16 protein-coding genes and 1 pseudogene are annotated in these 18,372 nt (G+C 45.2%); 9 read left to right on the top strand and 8 right to left on the bottom strand.

The features are described 5' to 3' along the window. The first annotated feature begins 9 nt into the window (after nt 1-9). Nucleotides 10-1,356, top strand: coding sequence for a transcription termination factor Rho (gene rho / locus EE116_RS04430; RefSeq protein ID WP_122873398.1), 1,347 nt, complete (start codon nt 10-12; stop codon nt 1,354-1,356). A gap of 531 nt (nt 1,357-1,887) precedes the next feature. On the opposite strand, the gene EE116_RS04425 is transcribed toward rho, so the two are convergent. The 5 genes from EE116_RS04425 to nusA all read right to left on the bottom strand — a co-directional run bounded on the left by EE116_RS04425 (nt 1,888) and on the right by nusA (nt 8,654). Further along, complete coding sequence (locus tag EE116_RS04425; protein WP_277418961.1) at nt 1,888-2,922, bottom strand: minor capsid protein; 1,035 nt, start codon at nt 2,920-2,922, stop codon at nt 1,888-1,890. A gap of 28 nt (nt 2,923-2,950) precedes the next feature. Beyond that, on the bottom strand, nt 2,951-5,536 hold the full coding sequence (locus EE116_RS04420) for a DNA polymerase III subunit gamma/tau (protein WP_122873396.1): 2,586 nt from the start codon (nt 5,534-5,536) through the stop codon (nt 2,951-2,953). 538 nt (nt 5,537-6,074) lie between these two features. After that, entirely contained in the window at nt 6,075-6,458 is a 384-nt protein-coding gene (locus EE116_RS04415; protein ID WP_163028029.1) for a hypothetical protein, read from the bottom strand. 333 nt (nt 6,459-6,791) lie between these two features. Then, nucleotides 6,792-7,211: a hypothetical protein gene (locus EE116_RS04410; protein WP_122873394.1), complete on the bottom strand. Its 420-nt coding sequence runs from the start codon at nt 7,209-7,211 to the stop codon at nt 6,792-6,794. A gap of 342 nt (nt 7,212-7,553) precedes the next feature. Then, complete coding sequence (nusA, locus tag EE116_RS04405) at nt 7,554-8,654, bottom strand: transcription termination factor NusA (protein WP_122873393.1); 1,101 nt, start codon at nt 8,652-8,654, stop codon at nt 7,554-7,556. A gap of 148 nt (nt 8,655-8,802) precedes the next feature. Here nusA and EE116_RS04400 point away from each other — a divergent pair, with 148 nt between their 5' ends. From EE116_RS04400 to EE116_RS04365, 8 genes are read left to right on the top strand one after another with little or no spacing between them, the layout of a single operon-like run. Next, nucleotides 8,803-9,045 carry an HP0268 family nuclease gene (locus EE116_RS04400; RefSeq protein ID WP_122873392.1) on the top strand — a complete coding sequence of 81 codons (243 nt, stop codon included), beginning with the start codon at nt 8,803-8,805 and terminating at the stop codon, nt 9,043-9,045. 8 nt (nt 9,046-9,053) lie between these two features. Further along, nucleotides 9,054-10,355 (top strand): tRNA (N6-isopentenyl adenosine(37)-C2)-methylthiotransferase MiaB, encoded by a 1,302-nt coding sequence (miaB, locus tag EE116_RS04395; protein ID WP_122873391.1) that lies wholly within the window; start codon nt 9,054-9,056, stop codon nt 10,353-10,355. Continuing rightward, nucleotides 10,345-10,971: a lysophospholipid acyltransferase family protein gene (locus EE116_RS04390; protein ID WP_122873390.1), complete on the top strand. Its 627-nt coding sequence runs from the start codon at nt 10,345-10,347 to the stop codon at nt 10,969-10,971. The genes miaB and EE116_RS04390 overlap by 11 nt, the downstream gene beginning before the upstream one ends. Next, the gene (locus EE116_RS04385; RefSeq protein WP_122873389.1) at nt 10,968-11,420 is read left to right on the top strand and encodes a hypothetical protein; all 453 of its coding nucleotides are present in this window, start codon (nt 10,968-10,970) and stop codon (nt 11,418-11,420) included. Before EE116_RS04390 ends, EE116_RS04385 begins: the two co-directional genes overlap by 4 nt. Before the next feature lie 56 nt (nt 11,421-11,476). Further along, the gene (locus tag EE116_RS04380) at nt 11,477-12,478 is read left to right on the top strand and encodes a hypothetical protein (protein ID WP_122873388.1); all 1,002 of its coding nucleotides are present in this window, start codon (nt 11,477-11,479) and stop codon (nt 12,476-12,478) included. Next, the gene (locus EE116_RS04375; protein WP_122873387.1) at nt 12,471-12,995 is read left to right on the top strand and encodes a hypothetical protein; all 525 of its coding nucleotides are present in this window, start codon (nt 12,471-12,473) and stop codon (nt 12,993-12,995) included. Before EE116_RS04380 ends, EE116_RS04375 begins: the two co-directional genes overlap by 8 nt. Beyond that, nucleotides 12,988-13,515 carry a hypothetical protein gene (locus EE116_RS04370; protein WP_122873386.1) on the top strand — a complete coding sequence of 176 codons (528 nt, stop codon included), beginning with the start codon at nt 12,988-12,990 and terminating at the stop codon, nt 13,513-13,515. The genes EE116_RS04375 and EE116_RS04370 overlap by 8 nt, the downstream gene beginning before the upstream one ends. A 60-nt stretch (nt 13,516-13,575) precedes the next feature. Continuing rightward, nucleotides 13,576-14,928 carry a DUF438 domain-containing protein gene (locus tag EE116_RS04365; RefSeq protein ID WP_122873385.1) on the top strand — a complete coding sequence of 451 codons (1,353 nt, stop codon included), beginning with the start codon at nt 13,576-13,578 and terminating at the stop codon, nt 14,926-14,928. An 85-nt stretch (nt 14,929-15,013) separates the two neighbouring features. Here the strand turns inward: EE116_RS04365 and EE116_RS04360 are convergent, their stop codons facing one another. The 3 genes and pseudogenes from EE116_RS04360 to rimO form a co-directional block, all read right to left on the bottom strand. After that, complete coding sequence (locus EE116_RS04360; protein ID WP_122873384.1) at nt 15,014-15,646, bottom strand: DUF2971 domain-containing protein; 633 nt, start codon at nt 15,644-15,646, stop codon at nt 15,014-15,016. Between the two features lie 430 nt (nt 15,647-16,076). Beyond that, nucleotides 16,077-17,063 (bottom strand): tRNA lysidine(34) synthetase TilS, encoded by a 987-nt coding sequence (gene tilS, locus EE116_RS04350; RefSeq protein WP_122873383.1) that lies wholly within the window; start codon nt 17,061-17,063, stop codon nt 16,077-16,079. Nucleotide 17,064: 1 nt separating this feature from the next. Further along, nucleotides 17,065-18,371, bottom strand: a pseudogene (gene rimO / locus EE116_RS04345) (30S ribosomal protein S12 methylthiotransferase RimO). Between the last annotated feature and the right edge of the window lies 1 nt (nt 18,372).

Genomic DNA, 18,372 nt, shown 5'->3' with positions numbered 1-18,372 from the left:
GAGGACACGATGGAAAATAACGCAACCCAGCCTGCAAATTCCACGCAGGAAAGTCAAAAAACGACCAAAAAATATCCAAACTCGCGCACTCATATCCCCGTCGACGGCCACAAAATCGAAGAACTAAGAATGCTAAGCTTAGACGAGCTAGTGCAGATAGCAAACAGCGTCGGCGTCGAAAATCCGCGCGAATTTCGCAGACAAGATTTGATATTTGAGATCCTAAAAACCCAAACAAAACAAGGCGGATTTATACTTTTCACGGGCATTTTAGAGATCACGAGCGAGGGCTACGGCTTTTTGCGCTCGGTAGACGCGAACCTCAGCGACAGCTCAAACGACGCCTACGTATCAAACTCTCAAATTCGCAAATTTGCCCTGCGTGTGGGCGACATAGTGACGGGTCAAGTACGCGAGCCAAAAGATCAGGAAAAATACTACGCCCTGCTAAAAATCGAAGCGCTAAACTATATGCCGCTAATCGAGGCCAAGGAGCGACCGCTATTTGACAACCTAACGCCGCTTTTCCCGACGGAAAAACTTCGCCTCGAATATGATCCTATGAAGCTAACGGGCCGCGTGCTCGATCTCTTTACACCACTTGGCAAGGGTCAGCGCGGCCTCATCGTCGCCCCGCCTAGAAGCGGTAAAACCGAGCTCATGAAAGAGCTAGCCCACGGCATCGCGCGCAACCATCCAGAGTCTCATCTCATGGTGCTACTCGTGGACGAGCGTCCAGAGGAGGTCACCGACATGCAGCGCTGCGTAAAGGGCGAAGTGTTTAGCTCGACGTTTGACCTGCCTGCAATGAATCACGTGCGCGTCGCCGAACTCGTCATCGAAAAGGCCAAGCGCCTCGTAGAAATGGGCAAGGACGTCATCATCCTGCTAGATAGCATCACCCGCCTAGCGCGTGCGTATAACACCGTAACTCCGCCAAGCGGCAAGGTACTAACCGGCGGCGTGGACGCAAACGCCTTGCACAAGCCGAAACGCTTTTTTGGCGCGGCGCGAAACATCGAGCACGGCGGTAGCCTCACCATCATCGCCACTGCACTCATCGACACGGGCTCACGTATGGACGAGGTGATTTTCGAGGAGTTTAAAGGCACGGGCAACAGCGAAATCGTACTAGATCGCAACATCTCCGATCGCCGAATCTACCCGGCTATCAACGTACTAAAATCAGGCACCAGAAAAGAGGAGCTACTACAAAAACCGGACGAACTACAAAAGATCTGGGCTATCCGCTCGGCTATCGCAACGATGGACGACGTAGAGGCGCTTAAGTTTTTATACGCCAAGATGCTAAAAACCAAGGATAACAAAGAGTTGCTTTCGATACTAAACGAATAGTGAAGTTGTGTTTTTAGGTAAATTTAACCCTTGCGCGAGTCGTTTCGGCTCGCCGACCTACTTCAAAATACTCTAAATTTTATAAATTTACAAACCGTCGCCGCTTAAATTTATGCCAGCGACGGCTATTTGAACGCCAAAATTTAACGCGGCCTTTCAAATTTACCTTTAGCTTTTGCTGTCCGCCGCTTTGCGGGCATGAGCAATCATTAGCGTTTTTTCGCTTTTAGCTTTTTTATCTCGCTTAAAAGCTCTTTGTTTTTAGCGTTCATCGCTTCTTTTTCGGCTTGCAAATCACTAACTTGCTTTTTTAGCTCCTCAATATCCATTCTATCCTCCACGAGAGTAAATTTAAGGCACGGCCTTTGATAGAATAGTAACTTAAATTTTAAATGGGGTTGGTTTGGTAAAAATATGGTATAATTTCACAAGTAGGTAAGCGAACGGCTCGTCAAACAGCCCAGCTTCTTAGCAAAGCATTACCGCCCCTGGGGATAGAAACCTGTGTGAGGGTGTGGGTGGTCTCACCGCTTACCTATTTTTTAAAGCTTTTATTGTGGTATCCCAACGCTTCTTGTTTATGTGAAAAATCACGCCGTCGTTTATATTTATGCCGATGTCAATCATTTTCTTTTTCTTATCGTCTATCGACTTGCCGATAATTACGCCATCAGCTTTAAATGTAGCTTCTTTTATAAATTCAGGGTTTCTCAAGGCGTCTATGATTTGATTTTTTAAATCATCTTTGTTAATAAACATCTCGGGGTGTTTTTCATATAAATAATCAATACTGCCCCGTATGGTATCCGTTTTCAAATTTATCCTTTTAGCTAGTTTGCGCGGAATATCAAAATGCTTCACGTTCCTGGTGTCGTATTCGTTTAGCCTTTTCTTTTTGTAAATATCTCTCAAATCAAGTGCACGCCCCTGCTGCGTTATCAAATCCCGCATAGTGATCTTACCCTGCATAAATAGCTCGGCTCTGCCTTTGCCTAGCGTCTTTTCTATCACTTCGGGGCTTTGGGTTTTTAGCCAGTCGTTAAACGTCATATCCTGCGGCACGTAGCCGTTCATACTTGACCTAGTGCGACCGCTTGCTTCGTCCATTCCCCGGGCGCCCAGCTCATCCCAGCTTTTGGTTACGGGTATTATGGTGCTACGGCAATTAAAATGAGTATTTACGCGCGGTTTGCGAAACGGGAAGTTATGCCCGATAGGTTTGTAGTCTTTATCCCACGTTAGGCCGTCGTAGGCTCTACATAGCTCAGACGTGCGAGTATCTAGCGTGGCTTGGTATTTGTAGCATTTTATGACGCCCGCGTTTGCTTCAAAAAAGGCTTGGCGAATTTCGCTTACTATTGCGCCCGCTCCGGTTAGAGCGATAGCCGTAGCGTCGCGTTTGTTTTTTTGCAAAGCCTGCGCTATTCTTTGGGCTAACATCGGCGTAGTCTCGCCTAAACTCACGCCTATTTTTAGCTCGCGTTCAAGGCGCTTTTTTTGATCGGCGTTTAGTCCGTTGTTCCACGCTTTGACGGTAGCGCCCTGCCAAAAATAGCAAAACGGTATGCAAATTTAACGAGCTAAATTAAACGCCTCAAATTTCTAAAATTTCAGGCTCTCCAAATAGTCGCTTGGCTTCTTTTAAAACCGCCTGATTTTTTGCAGCCTTAGGATCGGCTTGAGTTTTTGCGACCAAATTTGGCGCAGGATTTTGAGCGTTAAAATTTGTCTCGCTTAAGGACGAGTCGTTAAAATTTGATTCGCTTTGAAACTCTTCGCCGCTTAAATAATTTACCGTATCTAAATTTTGCCTTACAGCCGCGTTTACAGACTCGCTTGCGTCTTGCTCAAAAAGGCCGTCATTATACTCGGCCACCTCGCTAAACATCTCGCTCACGTCTTCAGGATCAAACGGCGGCTCGCCGAAGCTAGCCGTCTGCGGCGTGTGGTTTTGGTTAAATTTAGCGGCGCTGCTTGGTTTTTGCTCCGTTTTTGCGACATTTTGGCCCTCTAGCCGCCTTAGTTCGTCGTCTAAAAACGCCAGATCTGCACCTGCTAGGGTGCCATCGTCGCTCTTAAATTTTAGCGAATACGCCTCGTGAAAATCGTGCGTGTCATCGCGCATGCTCTCAAAATCAGGCGCAAATTTAGGCTCTGTCGGCCGCTCTAAACCCGCCTGAATTTGCGAGCTTTGCGTCAAATTTGACTCGTTTTCGTTTAAATTTAAGGACGCGGTTTCGTCGCGTAGAGAGTCGCTATTAGCTTGCGTGCTCGGCGCTGAGTCGTTAGCCGTTTGAAAAGTACCCGCCTGCGTTTGCGGCGTCAAATTTTGCGTTTGCTCGCCCTGCTCGCCGCTTTCAAATTTAGCGTCTAGATTTTGCTCTGAGGGCACAGCCGTCACGCTCTCACCTTTACTGTCCGAAAACAAATTTTCAGTCAAATTTGAGGGCTCGGGCTCTTGCGCTTGCTCGTTTTGGCTTAAATTTTCAGGCGCGACGTCCGCGTCAAATTTGCCACTCTCATGGTTTGAAACAGTTTTGGCGTCATCAGATTTTTCCGCGCTAGCGTGCTCATCACCCAAATTTACCGCACCCTTTTGCTTTTGCGCCCCTATTTCTGGGCTTTGCTTGGGAGTTATCTTTATCTTTGCGCTCTCGCCAAAAAGACTGCGCAAGATCTGCAAAATCACCTTTGAACCCTCGCGAAGCCGCCGCTGATCCTCGCCCGCCGCACTTGATGCTAGGCTCATGCAACCGTCCGAAAACTCCAAAAACTCTATGCAGTTTTTAAAACACTCGCCAAGATCAAAGCTGCGGTCGTAAATTTTGGCTAGAAACGCCTCATAGGCGGGGTTTTGAGTTTTCGCAGCGAGGGTTTGCTCGCCCATCTCCTGCGGCATCTTGGCATTTAAATTTGCCGAGCCGGCTAGAGTCTGAGCGCTCAAATTGCGCCCCTGAGCCGCGCCGTTTTGCGAGGCGAGTTTAGCCCCGTTTGCACCCGTCAAATTTGATCCGTCCGTAGAGGGTGAAATTTGACCAGTCTGCGCAGGAGCAGTAAATTTAGCCGCTTCGCCTCGTCCGCTCGTGAAATTTGAAACCGCGCGCGCATGCGAATCCGCAAATTTTTCTCTCGCATCAACGGCTATCATCTCGTCGATCGATTTTAGATTTATCGCCTCGATCATCATAAAAAGCATCACGCCAAGCACGAATCCGCCGTCGCTGCTAACGCTTAGCATCGAGCGCGCCTGCGAGAGGATCCTAAAAAATCTCTCATACAAAAGTAGTGAGTATTTCGGGCTTTGCGCGAGGAAATTCGCCTTGAGATTGGCCGTTATCTCATCTATCACCATCTCGGCGTCATAGCTCTCTAGCTGCGCTACCACCGCGCTCACAGCAGGTTTATCGCCACTCATAACGAGAGATAAAATCTCCTCTATGCGCTGCGGATCAAGGAGTCCTAGCATCTGCGCGACGGCGCTTTGCGTGAGCTCGCCCTTGGCGTAGATGATAGCCTGATCTAGCAGCGTAAGAGTATCGCGCAGCGAGCCTGCGCCGCTACGAGCGAGGATCTCGAGAGCCTCTTTTTCGTGCGGGACGTTTTCGCGGTTTAGGATAAAATCAAGATGCGCGACGACGTCCGGGCGCGAGATCTGGCGAAATCTAAAATGCTGCGTACGCGATAGCACCGTGGCTGGGAGCTTGAGCGGATCGGTCGTAGCCAGGATAAATTTGACGTAGGGCGGCGGCTCCTCGAGCGTCTTTAGCAGCGCGTTAAACGCGGGTGTGGAGAGCATGTGCACCTCGTCGATGATAAAAATCTTAAAGCGAGCGATCGCCGGAGCGTACTTGGTCTGCTCGATGAGCCCCTTTATATCGTCGATACCGCGGTGGCTGGCCGCGTCCATCTCGATGATATCGATATGGCGGCCTTCGTTTGCGGCAATACAGTTGGCGCACTGCTCGCAGGGCTGGCTAGTCGGTCCGTGATCGCAAACCAGCGCCTTTGAAAATATCCTCGCGCTTGAGGTCTTGCCGCTGCCGCGAAGCCCCGAAAAAAGGTAGGCGTGAGTGAGGCGGTTCTCGTCCAGAGCGTGCGTGAGGCTGGTGCTGACGGCCTCCTGGCCTACGAGCTCGCTAAAATTTCGCGGTCTATATCTAAGCGCTAATGCTTGCAACACGGATTTTCCTTAAATTTAAGATGAGATATTCTACTTTTTTTTGGATAAAAATTTAATATATTATGACTCGGCGCGACGCAAAACGAGTCGGCAGGTAGGCCAAATTTCGGCTAGCAAATTTGCCTGCAAGCACGAATTTATCGTGTGCGGGCGCTAGACGAGCAAGAGCGAAAATCGGACCAGCAAATTTAACGCTCGCGCTTTTTTGACTCTCGTTGGACGGCGCCAAATTTGACGAAAATAGCTCCGCCTAAATTCCGCCAAATTTAGCCGCGGATATTTTGGCAATTTCGCAAAATTTGCTATAATCGCGCGAAAATGAAATTCAAAAAAGGGAGAAAATGAGAAAAGTTATATTGTGCGCGCTTGCTTTGGTATTTGGATTTTTAGCTACAGGTTGCGAGAGGAACGACTACCAGCACCCGATGTACCGCTCTACTAAAAATAAATAACCTAAAATTTGGCGGTTTATCTGCCGCCTTAATCTTAAATTTATCTCGTTGCCGCTTTATAAAATTTGACGCTTGCGCGGCGTATTTTAAAATTTCATGTCCTCGCAAACCTCTTTTATCTTGTCATCCACCGATTTTATTACGGTCGATTTTATGCTAACCCCCTTAGCCTTCAAATCATCCTCGTTTGTCAAAAACCATTTTCTAGTTTCGATGTAGTCTTTTAGATACTCGTTTTTATCCGTTTGACAAAAGCCGTCTATGTTTGCATGCCTATTTGTACGTATTTGCCAGTATAAAATTTGGCTTGCTATCGCGTGTATTCTTTTGTTTTCAAGGTATTCTGCCGTATCCGCTTTGCGAGCTTTGTCGTAAATTTCGGGATATTTTGAAGAGTAAAGCGCATTCATATATTTTATATATTCGCGCAACTTTATGAGTCTTTCGTGCTGTTTGACGTCTTTAAGCATCTTTGGTATGTTTACTTGAGACTCGTCCGACCTATAGTTTTTAGATTTGGGCTTAGAATACAGAGGATTTTTTATCCAATACGCCGTAAAATTATTCGTGAAAATAATCGATAAGTTATTAAAAGCCGCAAGCCTGATTTTTTGAAACATCTTATCCTTAGCCTCAAATTTCACCATATTTTCTATAGTTTCCCAGGCTTTTTCGTTAAATTCTATCGTCTCTTCAAAAGAATACTTGTTGTTAGCGTAAAAGAATACTTGTTGTTAGCGTAAAAGAATACTTGTTGTTAGCGTAAAAGAATACTTGTTGTTAGCGTAAAAGAATACTTGTTGTTAGCGTAAAAGAATACTTGTTGTTAGCGTAAAAGAATACTTGTTGTTAGCGTATAGGACGGTGCTGCCTGATGTGTTCATGATATACATCATCAGCCTAAAAACATACCAGTCCGCGTACTTTTCCGCATCGTCGTCTGGTAAATTTTCTTTCCATCTTTTTATGAAATAATCCTGCAAGGCAAGCACGGGCTGGACGATAAGGATTTTTTCATCGACAAAGGGTAGTTTGGTTAGAAAATTGCCATACACCATCATAAAATTTGCGCCTATTAGCCACTCTTTTGCTTTTGGATACGGCTGCCCGTCATAGAGCCACTCGCTCCTTTGGTTTACGTACATGCCGATATGGCCGACTACGAGAGCTATCAAAAGTAGTTTTTTGAGGGATTTGGTTTGAGTCGGCGATTTTTCATTCATTTTGAATCCTGCGAGGTTATTGCGGATATTTTACATATTGTATCCTTAAACATTTTTAAGATTATATTTAAATGCATTGGATTTATTTGCTCTATGGTTGCTGCGATTTTGTAAATTTGGCGTCAAGATTTTTGCAGTGCGGGTTTTGCGAGAAAAGCGTGGCAAATTTGTTGATTTATGAATAAAATTTAACGCATTAAAAATAGAAAATAAAAAAAGCGGCAAATTTTGGCAAACGAAGTGGATCAAATTTGAGTAAATAAATTTATCTCAAATTTGGCCCAGACGCCGCGCCTCAAATTTACCGCCCGAAACAAATGCGACTAAAAGGCTCAAATTTGACTACAGATCGCCAAATAGCGCCTTTAGATCCTTCGCGTTTTCGTCTTTGCTCTCGCCTCTAGCGCCAAGCTCGTTTAGTTCGATCTCGTGGCCTGTTAGCATGCTAGCTAGCCTGATATTTATACCGCTTTTGCCGATAGCTTTGCTCTTTTGCTCGGTTACTAGACTCACGACGGCTTTGTTGTCCTCGCCGATTTTAACCGAGCTGATGATCGCCGGCGCCATCGCTCTCGTGATGAGGATAGTAGGCTCGGCCGAATACTCGATCGCGTCGATATTTTCGCCGTTTAGCTCCTTTGTAACGGCATTTATGCGCACGCCTTTGGTGCCCACGGTCGCGCCCACGGGATCGACGTTAGGCGAGGTAGCTACGAGTGCTACTTTAGCGCGTTCTCCCGGGATTCTAGCGCTTGCCGCGATCAGTACGAGTCCGTCTTTGATCTCCGGTACTTCGGCTTTTAGTAGGGCTTCGAGGAACTTTGGCGACGTGCGGCTTAGCTCGACCTTGATGCCCATAGATTTGTCGATATAGACGCTTTTTATGACGGCTTTTACGACGTCGCCCGGCTTAAATTTCTCGCCTTTTATGCGGTTTTTGCGCGGCATCACGGCTCGTAGCTCGTCTATCTCAATGAAGGTATTTTCCTCGCTATCTACGCGCGTGACCGAGCCAAAAACCATGTGTCCGACCATGTCTTGGTATTTTTGAAAGATTTTTTCCTCCATAAGGCGCTGGATGTGATACTCAAGCTCCTTGTGAAGCGTCTGCGCGGCGGTGCGACCGAGGTTGTCGGTAGATAGCTCGTAGGTTAGCTCGTCGCCGATCTCTACGCCAGAGTCTACTTTTTTAGCTTCGCTTACGCCGAGATAATGCTCGTTATCCTCGGCCAAGCGCTCGTCGTCGTCCTCTACGACGGTGATTTTTTGATATAGATGAAGGGTCTTGGTCGCATTATCTATAACCGCGTCGTATTCGTAGTTTTCTCCGTAAATTTTCTTTGCGGTATTGATAATAGCTCTTATGACGCGCTCTTTTACGTCTTCGATTTCGAGCCCTTTTTCATTTGCGATAGATTCTATGATATCCGCTATTTTTTCCATATTATTTTTGCTCCATTATTTAAATTTGGGGGAATTTTTGAGTTAGAGGGGTATTATACAAGCTTTATACTTTTAAGAAGTTTAATGCGTTTTTTAAGATGTTTTTGCTATATTCACAGATTAAATTAAAGATTTCAAAGGATTAAAAATGGAGCTAAAACTCGCTAGAACGCAACTTGACGCCAAACCAAAAACGATCTCTCTTGAAAAAATCGAAGCGGCATTTGCCAAAGATCCGCAACAAATTTTCTATTTCGACAGAGAAAACAGCCACAAACAACTCATCGCTTTGGTGGAGTTTTTCGAGGAAAAAGGCCTTAGCGTCTATCACCGCACCGTTCGCTACGGCCTAGACGAAAACGACTACATGTACGAAGTGCATATTTTATAAGGCGAGTTTTGAGCAAAAAGGTATTTATCCAAACGCTAGGATGCGCTATGAACGTCCGCGACAGCGAGCATATCGTCGCCGAACTAAAAGAAAAGGAAAATTACGATTTAACGGACGATATCTCCGAGGCCGACCTCATCCTCATCAACACCTGCTCGGTGCGCGAAAAGCCCGTACATAAGCTTTTTAGCGAGGTCGGCGGCTTTGAAAAAGTAAAAAAAGCGGGCGCTAAAATAGGCGTTTGCGGCTGTACGGCAAGCCATCTGGGAAGCGAAATTTTTAAACGGGCGCCTTACGTGGATTTCGTCCTGGGCGCGCGAAACGTCAGTAAAATTTCAGCCGCCGTTAAGACGCCTAAATTTATCAGCACCGACATAAATCACGACGAGAGCGAGTACGCATTCGGCGAATTTCGCGGCTCGCCGTATAAAAGCCACATAAATATCTCGATCGGCTGCGATAAAAAATGCACCTACTGCATCGTCCCGCACACCAGAGGCGACGAGATCTCTATCCCGGCAAATTTGATCCTGCGCGAAGTAAAAAAAGCGGCTGAGGGCGGAGCGAAGGAAATTTTCTTACTCGGGCAAAACGTAAACAACTACGGCAAGAGATTTTCAGGCGCGCACGAGAAGATCGATTTTAGCGACCTGCTCGTAAAGATTAGCGAGATAGAGGGGGTCGAGCGCATACGATTTACCAGCCCGCATCCGCTCCATATGGACGATAAATTTTTAGAAATCTTTAGTCAAAATCCCAAAATTTGCAAATCCATGCACATGCCGCTTCAAAGCGGAAACACCAAAGTCCTACGCGAGATGAAGCGCGGCTACACCAAAGAGTGGTTTTTAGGCAGGGCTGCTAAGCTACGCGCGATGTGCCCGGATGTTAGCATTTCGACCGACATTATCGTGGCGTTTCCAGGCGAAACGGACGAGGAGTTTGAGGACACGATGGATGTGCTGGAAAAAGTACGCTTCGAGCAAATTTTTAGCTTTAAGTATTCGCCTCGCCCGATGACTAAGGCGGCGGAGTTTACAAACCAAATCGACGAAGCCGTCGCAAGCGCTCGCCTAACCCGCCTACAAAGCCGCCATAACGAAATTTTAGACGAAATCGTCGCGGCGCAAAAAGGCAAAATTTTCGACGTATATTTCGAGGAGCTTCGCGCAAACGGCGGGGTTGCCGGCAGGAGCTTTAATAACTTCCTCGTTCAAGTCGCAGGTAGCGAAGAACTGCTAGGCAAAACGCTAAAAGTGCGCGTGAACGACCCAAAAAGAATGGTGCTTTACGGTGAGCTTGTGGGCTAAATTTAAACGAAGTGTTTTTATAAATTTAGCCCCGCGCATTATCTATTTTTTTATTTGGATTATATTTTTAACCTGCAAAAAGAACTTTTCTAAGACAAATTTGACAAACGAGCCCTGCGTCGTGCTGTTTTGGCACGGCAGGCTAGCGCTAATGAGTTTTGCCTACGTGCACTGGTGGAGAAACGGCCAAAATCCTCAAAGACGCGCCAAAGTCATCATAAGCGACCACAAAGACGGCGAAATCATCGCGCGCGTGATTTCGTTTTTCGGTATCGGCGCTATCAGAGGCAGTAGCTCAAAAGGCGCAGTGAAGGCCCTTGCACAAAGCTTTAGAGAGCTAAAAAGCGGCGTCGACGTCATCATCACCCCAGACGGTCCGCGCGGCCCCTATCATAGCGTCGCCGACGGAGCCGTCGTCATCGCGCAAAAGCAAAATGCGCCTATACAAATTTTAAACTACGAAGCGAGTAAATTTTGGCGGCTAAAAAGCTGGGATAAGATGATAATCCCAAAGCCGTTTAGCGAGATTTCTTATACGCTCTCACCGCCTTTTAGCGTGACGGGCATGGAGCTAGAAGCCGCAAGAGAGCAGATAAAAAAGGAGATGGAAAAATGAGCTCAAAGACCGTTATTTTAATTATCGGAGCGCTTTTGGCGGCTATTTTTGTCTCATTTGTTACGCTTAGTCCGTCTTACAAAAACGCGCTTGGAGCCAAATTTTACTACGAAATGGGCGATTACGAAACCGCCTATAGGCTCTCAAAATCAGCCTACCATAAAGACATCTACAACAAACTCGCTCACACCGTGATGGTACAAAGCGAGATCTCGCAAAAATACGCCCTCTACATCGCTCGCTCAAACAGCTACCTAGAAAATATCCAAAAAATCAGCAAATCAGGCAAGGTAAGCAAAGTAAATTTAGACAAAATTCGCATGATGTGCGACATCGCCGTGAGCGACTATGCAGAGCTTAAACCGTCAAATTTGACAGACTCAGACCTGCAAGAAGAAGCAAAACGAATAAAAGATAAATTTTTAACCCTACAAAAAGAGCTGTTTTAACTCTATTTTATGGCTTTTTGGGTATTATAACGCATCGTAATTTTTAGGAGAAATCTTTGCTGATACGTCGTTTTTTTAGCGTTTTATATCTTAGCGCCGTTATCCAGTCTAAAAAATGCATATTTTACGGCGAGGTATACAAGGGCGCAACTCCGATCAAAACGATAAAAAATGAATTTGACCTAGAAGAGTCCGGCAAAATCTCAGACAGAATAAAAGAGTATCTAAAAAATCTACAAAAAGAGTATAAATGGGTTTATATTTCGCTGTTTTTCGACGCGCTCGAACAAGGCGCATTTGAGGCAAAAAATGCCGAAAATCTTGAAAAACTAGGCATAAAAACAAAGGAAATAACTTGCATAAATCCTGCTAAAAATTGGCTGATCTATGCAAAACTTTCAGACGTTAAGGCCGCCGAGAGTAAATTTGGCAATACGGACATAGACGTACTTTATTCGCCCATAGTACTTATACAAAAAGAGATCGAGAAACAAAAATTATCTACGGCAAAGACGCTTTTTATTTATGCGTGCAAGGAAATTTTCGCCATCTGCATTACATCGGGTAACGGCGCAAAATACGCCACGGTTTGTAAGCTAGATGAGGACGACGGCGACGAGAACGTCGAATTTGATAAAGAAAACAGCGACGAGATAGATGATTTTATCACGAACGTAGACGAAAGCTTTAACAACATGGACGGTCTAGAAAATTTAGACGATATGTTAAAGACCGGCGATAGCCAAGAGGAGTTTGCCGACCTAGACTACGATATAAATATGCCAGAATCCACCGATGTAACCGCCTCGGTATCGATATTTGGACGCGATATGAGTATGTACCGGTATATATCGCTGGCGCTTAAAGAATTTTATTCAAATCCGCTTTATGAGGGCGATTTTATCGAAAACGTCGTGATATTTGACGCTACGGAGAGGACGAGCGCTACGTTTTTACACTATCTAGAAAACGAACTCTTAGTAAAGACCGCCGTTTATCCCGTCGATACGCTAAAAACGATGACCGAACTAATGAAAAAAGAGTTGGAAAATGACTAGTTATAGCTTTATAAAACCTCAGAGAAAACCGATTTTTAACCTTTTTAGCAAAATTTGGCTGTTTTTTATCGCTACGATAGTATTGCTTTTTGCTGCGGCAAATTTCTTTGTTGAGTTTAAAAGTAACTCGCTACGAAACGAAACGCAAATTTCAAAACAAAAACAAGAGCAGACGCAAGAGCAAATCAAGCAAGCCGACGAGCTCACCGCGCTTTTAAAGCAAAGAAGAGATAGCGCAAACGAAATAGCGGCCTCAAATGCCGTCTTAAAACAAAGCCTGCGTAATCTACTTGATCTTGTCCCCTCAAGCATAACGCTACACGAGATCTCGATGGATAAAAGCTCGCTTATCGTAAAGGGCACTACGCCTAGCCGAGATATTTACAATATGTTACTCGCCACGCCGCTAAAGTCGATTTTTAACACGTCAAATACCTCTTTTTATCAGTTAGATAACGGCTGGCTAAATTTCATCAGCACAAACAAAACCGACAGCTTAGAGGGTAAAAATGAGTAAAGATAGAAGCCTACAAAATATCGACGTTACCAAATTACTCATCTATATTCTCATTTTTATAGTTGCTTGCCTTGTGATGATATTTGGCTTTTTAATACCGAGTATCAAAGAGTACAAGCAGGTTAAATACGAAAGTCGCATGCAAATCGCCGCAAGTGCGCAAACGCAAAGGCTCTACGACGCCAAATCAAAAGCCCTAAACGAGATAAAGCAAAACGACAAAGCCGCGTTAGACGCTCTTGAAAACAAATTTGACGTAGAGAATTTTACTCAATTTGCCTCAAAGTACTTTATGAACGTAAATCTAAGCGAGCTAAAAGAGGCCGCAAAAAACGGCGAGATCTCGATCTATGAGCTAACGGTAACTGGCTCCATGAAAACTCCTGCTAAATTTTACGAGTTTATGGACGCACTACAAAGCTACGAAAATATCGTCAAAATCGATTTTCCGATCGAAATGCGCAAGGATGCCGAGAAGATCGACGCGACCTTTGTCGTCAAAATTTACAGCTTAAGATAAATCAAAGTTTTTACTCTCCGCTTTTTGTATAATCCTTAAAATTTAAGTTAAGGATAAAAAATGATCAAATTTAACAACGCCGCCGTTGCTTTGGCGACTGCGATTTTGAGAGATTACCTCAGCGGAGCGGCAAATTTTTTCGCCTCTAGAAAAGCTGCAAAATCAGAACTAACAAAACTCACGCCGGCCGATTTTAAAAACGTGCGCGCAAATTTGCTAAATTTAGGCTTTAAGAGCGAGTTTATCGACGAAAACGCCGCCGAGCTATCAGAAATCCTGCGCGGTATCCTAATAGCCGAGCGACCCAAGCTGCCAAAAGACCACCCTGTCGCCACCTACATCGACGAAAACGATGCCGCGCGCGAGCTGATCGCAAAGGCAAAAGAGCTGTTAAAAAAGAAATTTATCAAAAACGAATGGCTTGAAATTTACGACAAACTGGGCGGCTTTAACAGGACGCACTTTGCCAGAAAGCAGCACCAACTCTACTCAATGCTCGAAAACAAGGGCTTTGACCGCCCGTCGCGCTTTATGTGGAGCTTTGATAATAAGGTCCGCGACGGTATCGCCGCAGCGCGCGAGCTGCTAGAGTGCGGCAAGGCTGACGAGTTTATCGCGGCGCAGCACGAGATCTACGAAAATCTACTCGACCTGCTCGGACGCGAAGAAGCAGCACTCTATCCGACGTCGCTGGAGCTAATTAGCGAAGATGGGTTTCGCGCGATGAGACGAGGAGATGACGAGATCGGATATTTTCTCATCGAAAAGCCGAGCGAATTTTATCCGTTAAATTTAGACTCCGGCGGCGACTCGAAGTCAAATTTAAAGGACGTAAATTTGCAAAGCGAATCAAATTTAAGCGCGGTAAATTTGCAAAACGGCGACCTAAACGAAGCGGTTTTAAATCCAAGCTTCCTAAAAGAGTTGTCAAATTTGATGAGCAAATACGGGCTAAATCCGACTGCGAGCAGCGATAAAAATGCCGTTTTTGACGTCGCTACAGGCAAGCTCACGCTAGAGCAGATCAATCTCATTTATAAGCACATGCCCGTCGATCTCTCATTCGTCGATGAAAACGAGATCGTGAAATTTTACACCGACACCAAGCACCGCGTATTTCCGCGAAGCGCGGGCGTCATCGGGCGCGACGTAAAAAACTGCCACCCGCGCGAAAGCGTAGCTAGCGTGCTAGAGATCATCGACGCCTTTCGCAAAGGCGAGCGTGACGAGATCGACTTTTGGCTGGAGCTTCACGGCAAATTTATCTACATCTACTACGCCGCCGTGCGCGACGAAAACGGCGTATTTAAGGGGGTGCTAGAGATGATGCAAGACGTCACGCGCATCCGCAGCCTAGAGGGCAAACGAACGCTGGTGACGTGGGACGATCTAAAGAAAAAGTACGGGGAGTGATAGTTTACGACCAATAAATTTACTTGAACTTAGTAGCCCTTGGCTACTAAGTTCAAGATATTATAAATCAATTTTTGTTTGTATCTTAGATATCTATAAGCTCATCATCATATCTACTTTTATACATGCTAATTTTTACTTTATTGTCGTTTAATATATGCTTTATAGCATTTACTAAACATTTCAAATTGCAAGCCATATTGTTTTCGCCGTAATTAATTCTAGGCAAAAATCCCCTTCCTAGAACTATACGCTCTATATCTACATTATTGCAAACATTGTCCAATATTGCCCTATATTCATGCTCATATTCCCAAACATTATCTTTTCTGGTTAATATATCGATTATGTTTTTTTCAGAATGGAAATATGATTTACCTTCATAAATATTGATATCTTTAATTTTCTGACGATATCTTACCTTTTTTACATATTTTCTACGAAATGCTTCTTTTACACTAAAATCTATCCTTAGCCCTAGATGACTATTTGCATAATGTGCCCACATAAGTAGCTCGTGATTTCTATATTTACCGTTTTTCTCAAAATCATCAAATTTATCACTAAAACAACATATATTTTTTTCTAGTTTTCTTTCATACATATTATCTAACACTTCTTTAATACTAATTCCTTGTTTATATATAGCGTTAAACCAACCCTCTCTAGCGTCGTTAAAGGTAGTAAAATTAGGAGCGTAAAGTTGTTTATTTTCCAATATGCCTCTTAGCGCTTATTACTGTCAGAATAAAGCGAACATACAAAATTAGAATGAACATCTATTTCGCCACTATGAACAAACGGTCTAAATTTTGAAAATATCTTGATTTTCTCTTTTGTTTGCGACATTTTTATAATCCTCTATTAAATAATACTATCTAGCATATGAAACAATAGCATATTTTAAATATTTTTTGAATTAATTTTTAGTAGATTTACATTGTTCTTGTATAAAAGCCAAAATATTATAACCGTGAACAACAGAAGAAGCAATACTTAGTTTATCAGATAATGGACAGCATCACACGCATTTCAAGAAATAATGAGATTTTAATCCATCTCGGCCACGTTTGCGCCTTTTCTAAAATTCAGATATTTTTTCAGCACCAGCTCGTGACCGAAGTGTAGATCGGAGGTAAAATAAACGCTCATAAAAGATCCTCAAATAGCGCAAGATCCGCTCCCACGGCAAATAAAAATCCGCGGTTTATCGGCGGGATTTTTAGAGTACGGCACGCTTCTTTAAATTTTTTTTCCATAGCTGCTTTGATATATGGCGTCACAAGGATAAATTTTTCGCTCGCGCCGACGGCTACCTTGCCGCCTAGCACGCAGTCTGCACCGTTTTCTAGGCAGCGCGCACATTCGTTTCGCTGCGCCAAGCTTAGCACGAGCCCCAGCCTCTTGCATGTCTGATCCACGCCGCGAATTTCGTTTGTACCGCGTTTTACGAGATAAATTTTAGGTGCGGGATTAGAAATTTCAGGAGTTAAGCTTAACGCATCGGCTGCCAAAAACTCAAAGCTTTTTTTCACGCCGCTAAAGTATTCGTTCAAAAACGGCTCGCTAAATTTCGCGCGAATAAATCCGCGTTTAAACCGGCCCGTTAAATTCGTCTCGTCGGTGAAGTATTTAAGATTTCGCTCACGCAAAAACCGCTCCAGCTCGCACTTTCGCACGCCTAAAAGCGGACGAGCGATCACGTAGTCCTCGCGAGCTTCTAGCTCTTGCATACCCAGTAGCTCGCTAAGCCCAGCACCCCGCCCAAGCTGCATCAAAAACCACTCGAATTTATCGTCAAACTGATGTGCCAAGATCAAATTTTCATATCCATGCTCGCAGCAAATCTCGGCGAAAAAATCATATCTGACCGCGCGTGCTTCGTGCTCGAAATTTGACTCGCCCAGATGCACGTTTTTTTCGTAGATTTGTTTGTTAAATTTAGCCGCTAGATCTCGTGCCGAGGCGACCTCGTCCTTGCTTTGCGCGCGGATGTTGTAGTCCACGATCGCAAGGTCAAATTTCACGCCAGCCTCGTCCAAAAGGTAAAAAAGCGCCGTGCTATCGACGCCGTGCGAAAAAGCAAGCAGATTTCGCCCCGATTTTAGCTTGCGTAAAACGGGCGCGCTTAGCACTTTAGGCCTTTGCCGTGATCTTGCCTAGCGCCTGGCTGCCCGCTACCTGCGTGATCTCGCACCAGTAGCGACCGCCGGTTTCTAGCTGTTCCACGTCGCTTTCGTTGATCAAAATTTCGCCGTCGATGTCCTTGTCCCATAGCGCCTTTTTCGCGGCATAAAACATCTCGCCCTCGCTGCTTTCGCCCTCGAGCGATACGATAAATTTTTGTCCCAGCTCCTGCGCGAAGCTCGCTTCTATCGCGGCGCGAGTGATCTTTTCGATCTTGCTTAGGCGTTTTGAGATGATTTTGGCGGGCACCTGCTCCATCTCGTACGAGAGCGTGTCCTCCTCTTTGGAGTAGGCAAACGCCGAAACGCGGTCAAATTTAAACTCCTGCAAAAATGCGCAAAGCTCGTCAAATTCGGCTTCACTCTCGCCCGGGTGTCCGACTATGACGCCCGTTCGTAAAAACGCACCAGGCGCATTTTTCATCAAATTTAAAAGCTCTTTGATCCGTGCCGCGCCGCTTCCGCGTCTCATGATTTTTAGCATTTTCTCACTCGCGTGCTGGATCGGCATATCAAAGTAGTTTACAAACACGGGCGAGGCGATGATGCGCTCTATTAGCGCGTTTGAGGTCGTGCTTGGGTAGAGATAAAGTATGCGCGCGGTTTTGACGCCCTCGATCTTTTCGACCGCGCCAATTAGCGAGATGAGGCCGTCGCTAACAGCGTGATCGCGCATATAGGAGCTGCTGTCCTGCGAGAGGAAACTAAAGTCGTAGTAGCCCTTTTTTACGAGCTTTTTAACCTCGTCTACGATGTTTTCGAGCGCGCGGGATTTTAGCTTGCCCTTAAAGGTTGGGATCGCGCAGAAGCTGCATTTTTGATTACAGCCCTCTGAAATTTTGATGTAGGCGTGGTAGTTTGAGCCCGTTATCACGCGCTCTTCGCTTGCTTGCAGGTAGGTGCTCGGGCTAAATAAATTTTGCTTTTTTAGGATGATTTCATCGATCTTGTCGTAGTCTCCGACGCCGGTGAAAAGATCAACCTCGGGCAGCTCCTTCATCAGCTCCTCGCGGTATCGCTGCATGAGACAACCCGTAACCACGAGCAAGGAGCCTTTTTACGTGCTTCGTGCATATCTAGGATCGCGCGGATACTCTCCTCTTTTGCCGAGTTTATAAAGCCGCAGGTATTTACGATGATGACGTCGGCAGAGGCGACATCAGGCGTGATCTCGTAGTTTGAGAGGCGTCCGAGCATGATTTCAGAATCCACAAGATTTTTGTTACAGCCTAAGGATACTAAGTGAAGCTTACCCATC

This window comes from Campylobacter showae, assembly GCF_900573985.1.
In the GTDB taxonomy this organism is placed as follows: domain Bacteria; phylum Campylobacterota; class Campylobacteria; order Campylobacterales; family Campylobacteraceae; genus Campylobacter_A; species Campylobacter_A showae_E.
This window is presented reverse-complemented; position numbering and strand designations above follow the sequence as displayed.

What these genes read in the sequence shown, in the direction of transcription:
- nusA (WP_122873393.1), bottom strand. Translation starts at nt 8,654, where the DNA reads ATGGAAAAAATAGCGGATATCATAGAATCTATCGCAAATGAAAAAGGG.
- EE116_RS04385 (WP_122873389.1), top strand. Translation starts at nt 10,968, where the DNA reads ATGAGCTCAAAGACCGTTATTTTAATTATCGGAGCGCTTTTGGCGGCT.
- EE116_RS04375 (WP_122873387.1), top strand. Translation starts at nt 12,471, where the DNA reads ATGACTAGTTATAGCTTTATAAAACCTCAGAGAAAACCGATTTTTAAC.
- rho (WP_122873398.1), top strand. Translation starts at nt 10, where the DNA reads ATGGAAAATAACGCAACCCAGCCTGCAAATTCCACGCAGGAAAGTCAA.
- EE116_RS04365 (WP_122873385.1), top strand. Translation starts at nt 13,576, where the DNA reads ATGATCAAATTTAACAACGCCGCCGTTGCTTTGGCGACTGCGATTTTG.
- EE116_RS04400 (WP_122873392.1), top strand. Translation starts at nt 8,803, where the DNA reads ATGGAGCTAAAACTCGCTAGAACGCAACTTGACGCCAAACCAAAAACG.
- EE116_RS04370 (WP_122873386.1), top strand. Translation starts at nt 12,988, where the DNA reads ATGAGTAAAGATAGAAGCCTACAAAATATCGACGTTACCAAATTACTC.
- EE116_RS04415 (WP_163028029.1), bottom strand. Translation starts at nt 6,458, where the DNA reads ATGCTTAAAGACGTCAAACAGCACGAAAGACTCATAAAGTTGCGCGAA.
- EE116_RS04410 (WP_122873394.1), bottom strand. Translation starts at nt 7,211, where the DNA reads ATGAATGAAAAATCGCCGACTCAAACCAAATCCCTCAAAAAACTACTT.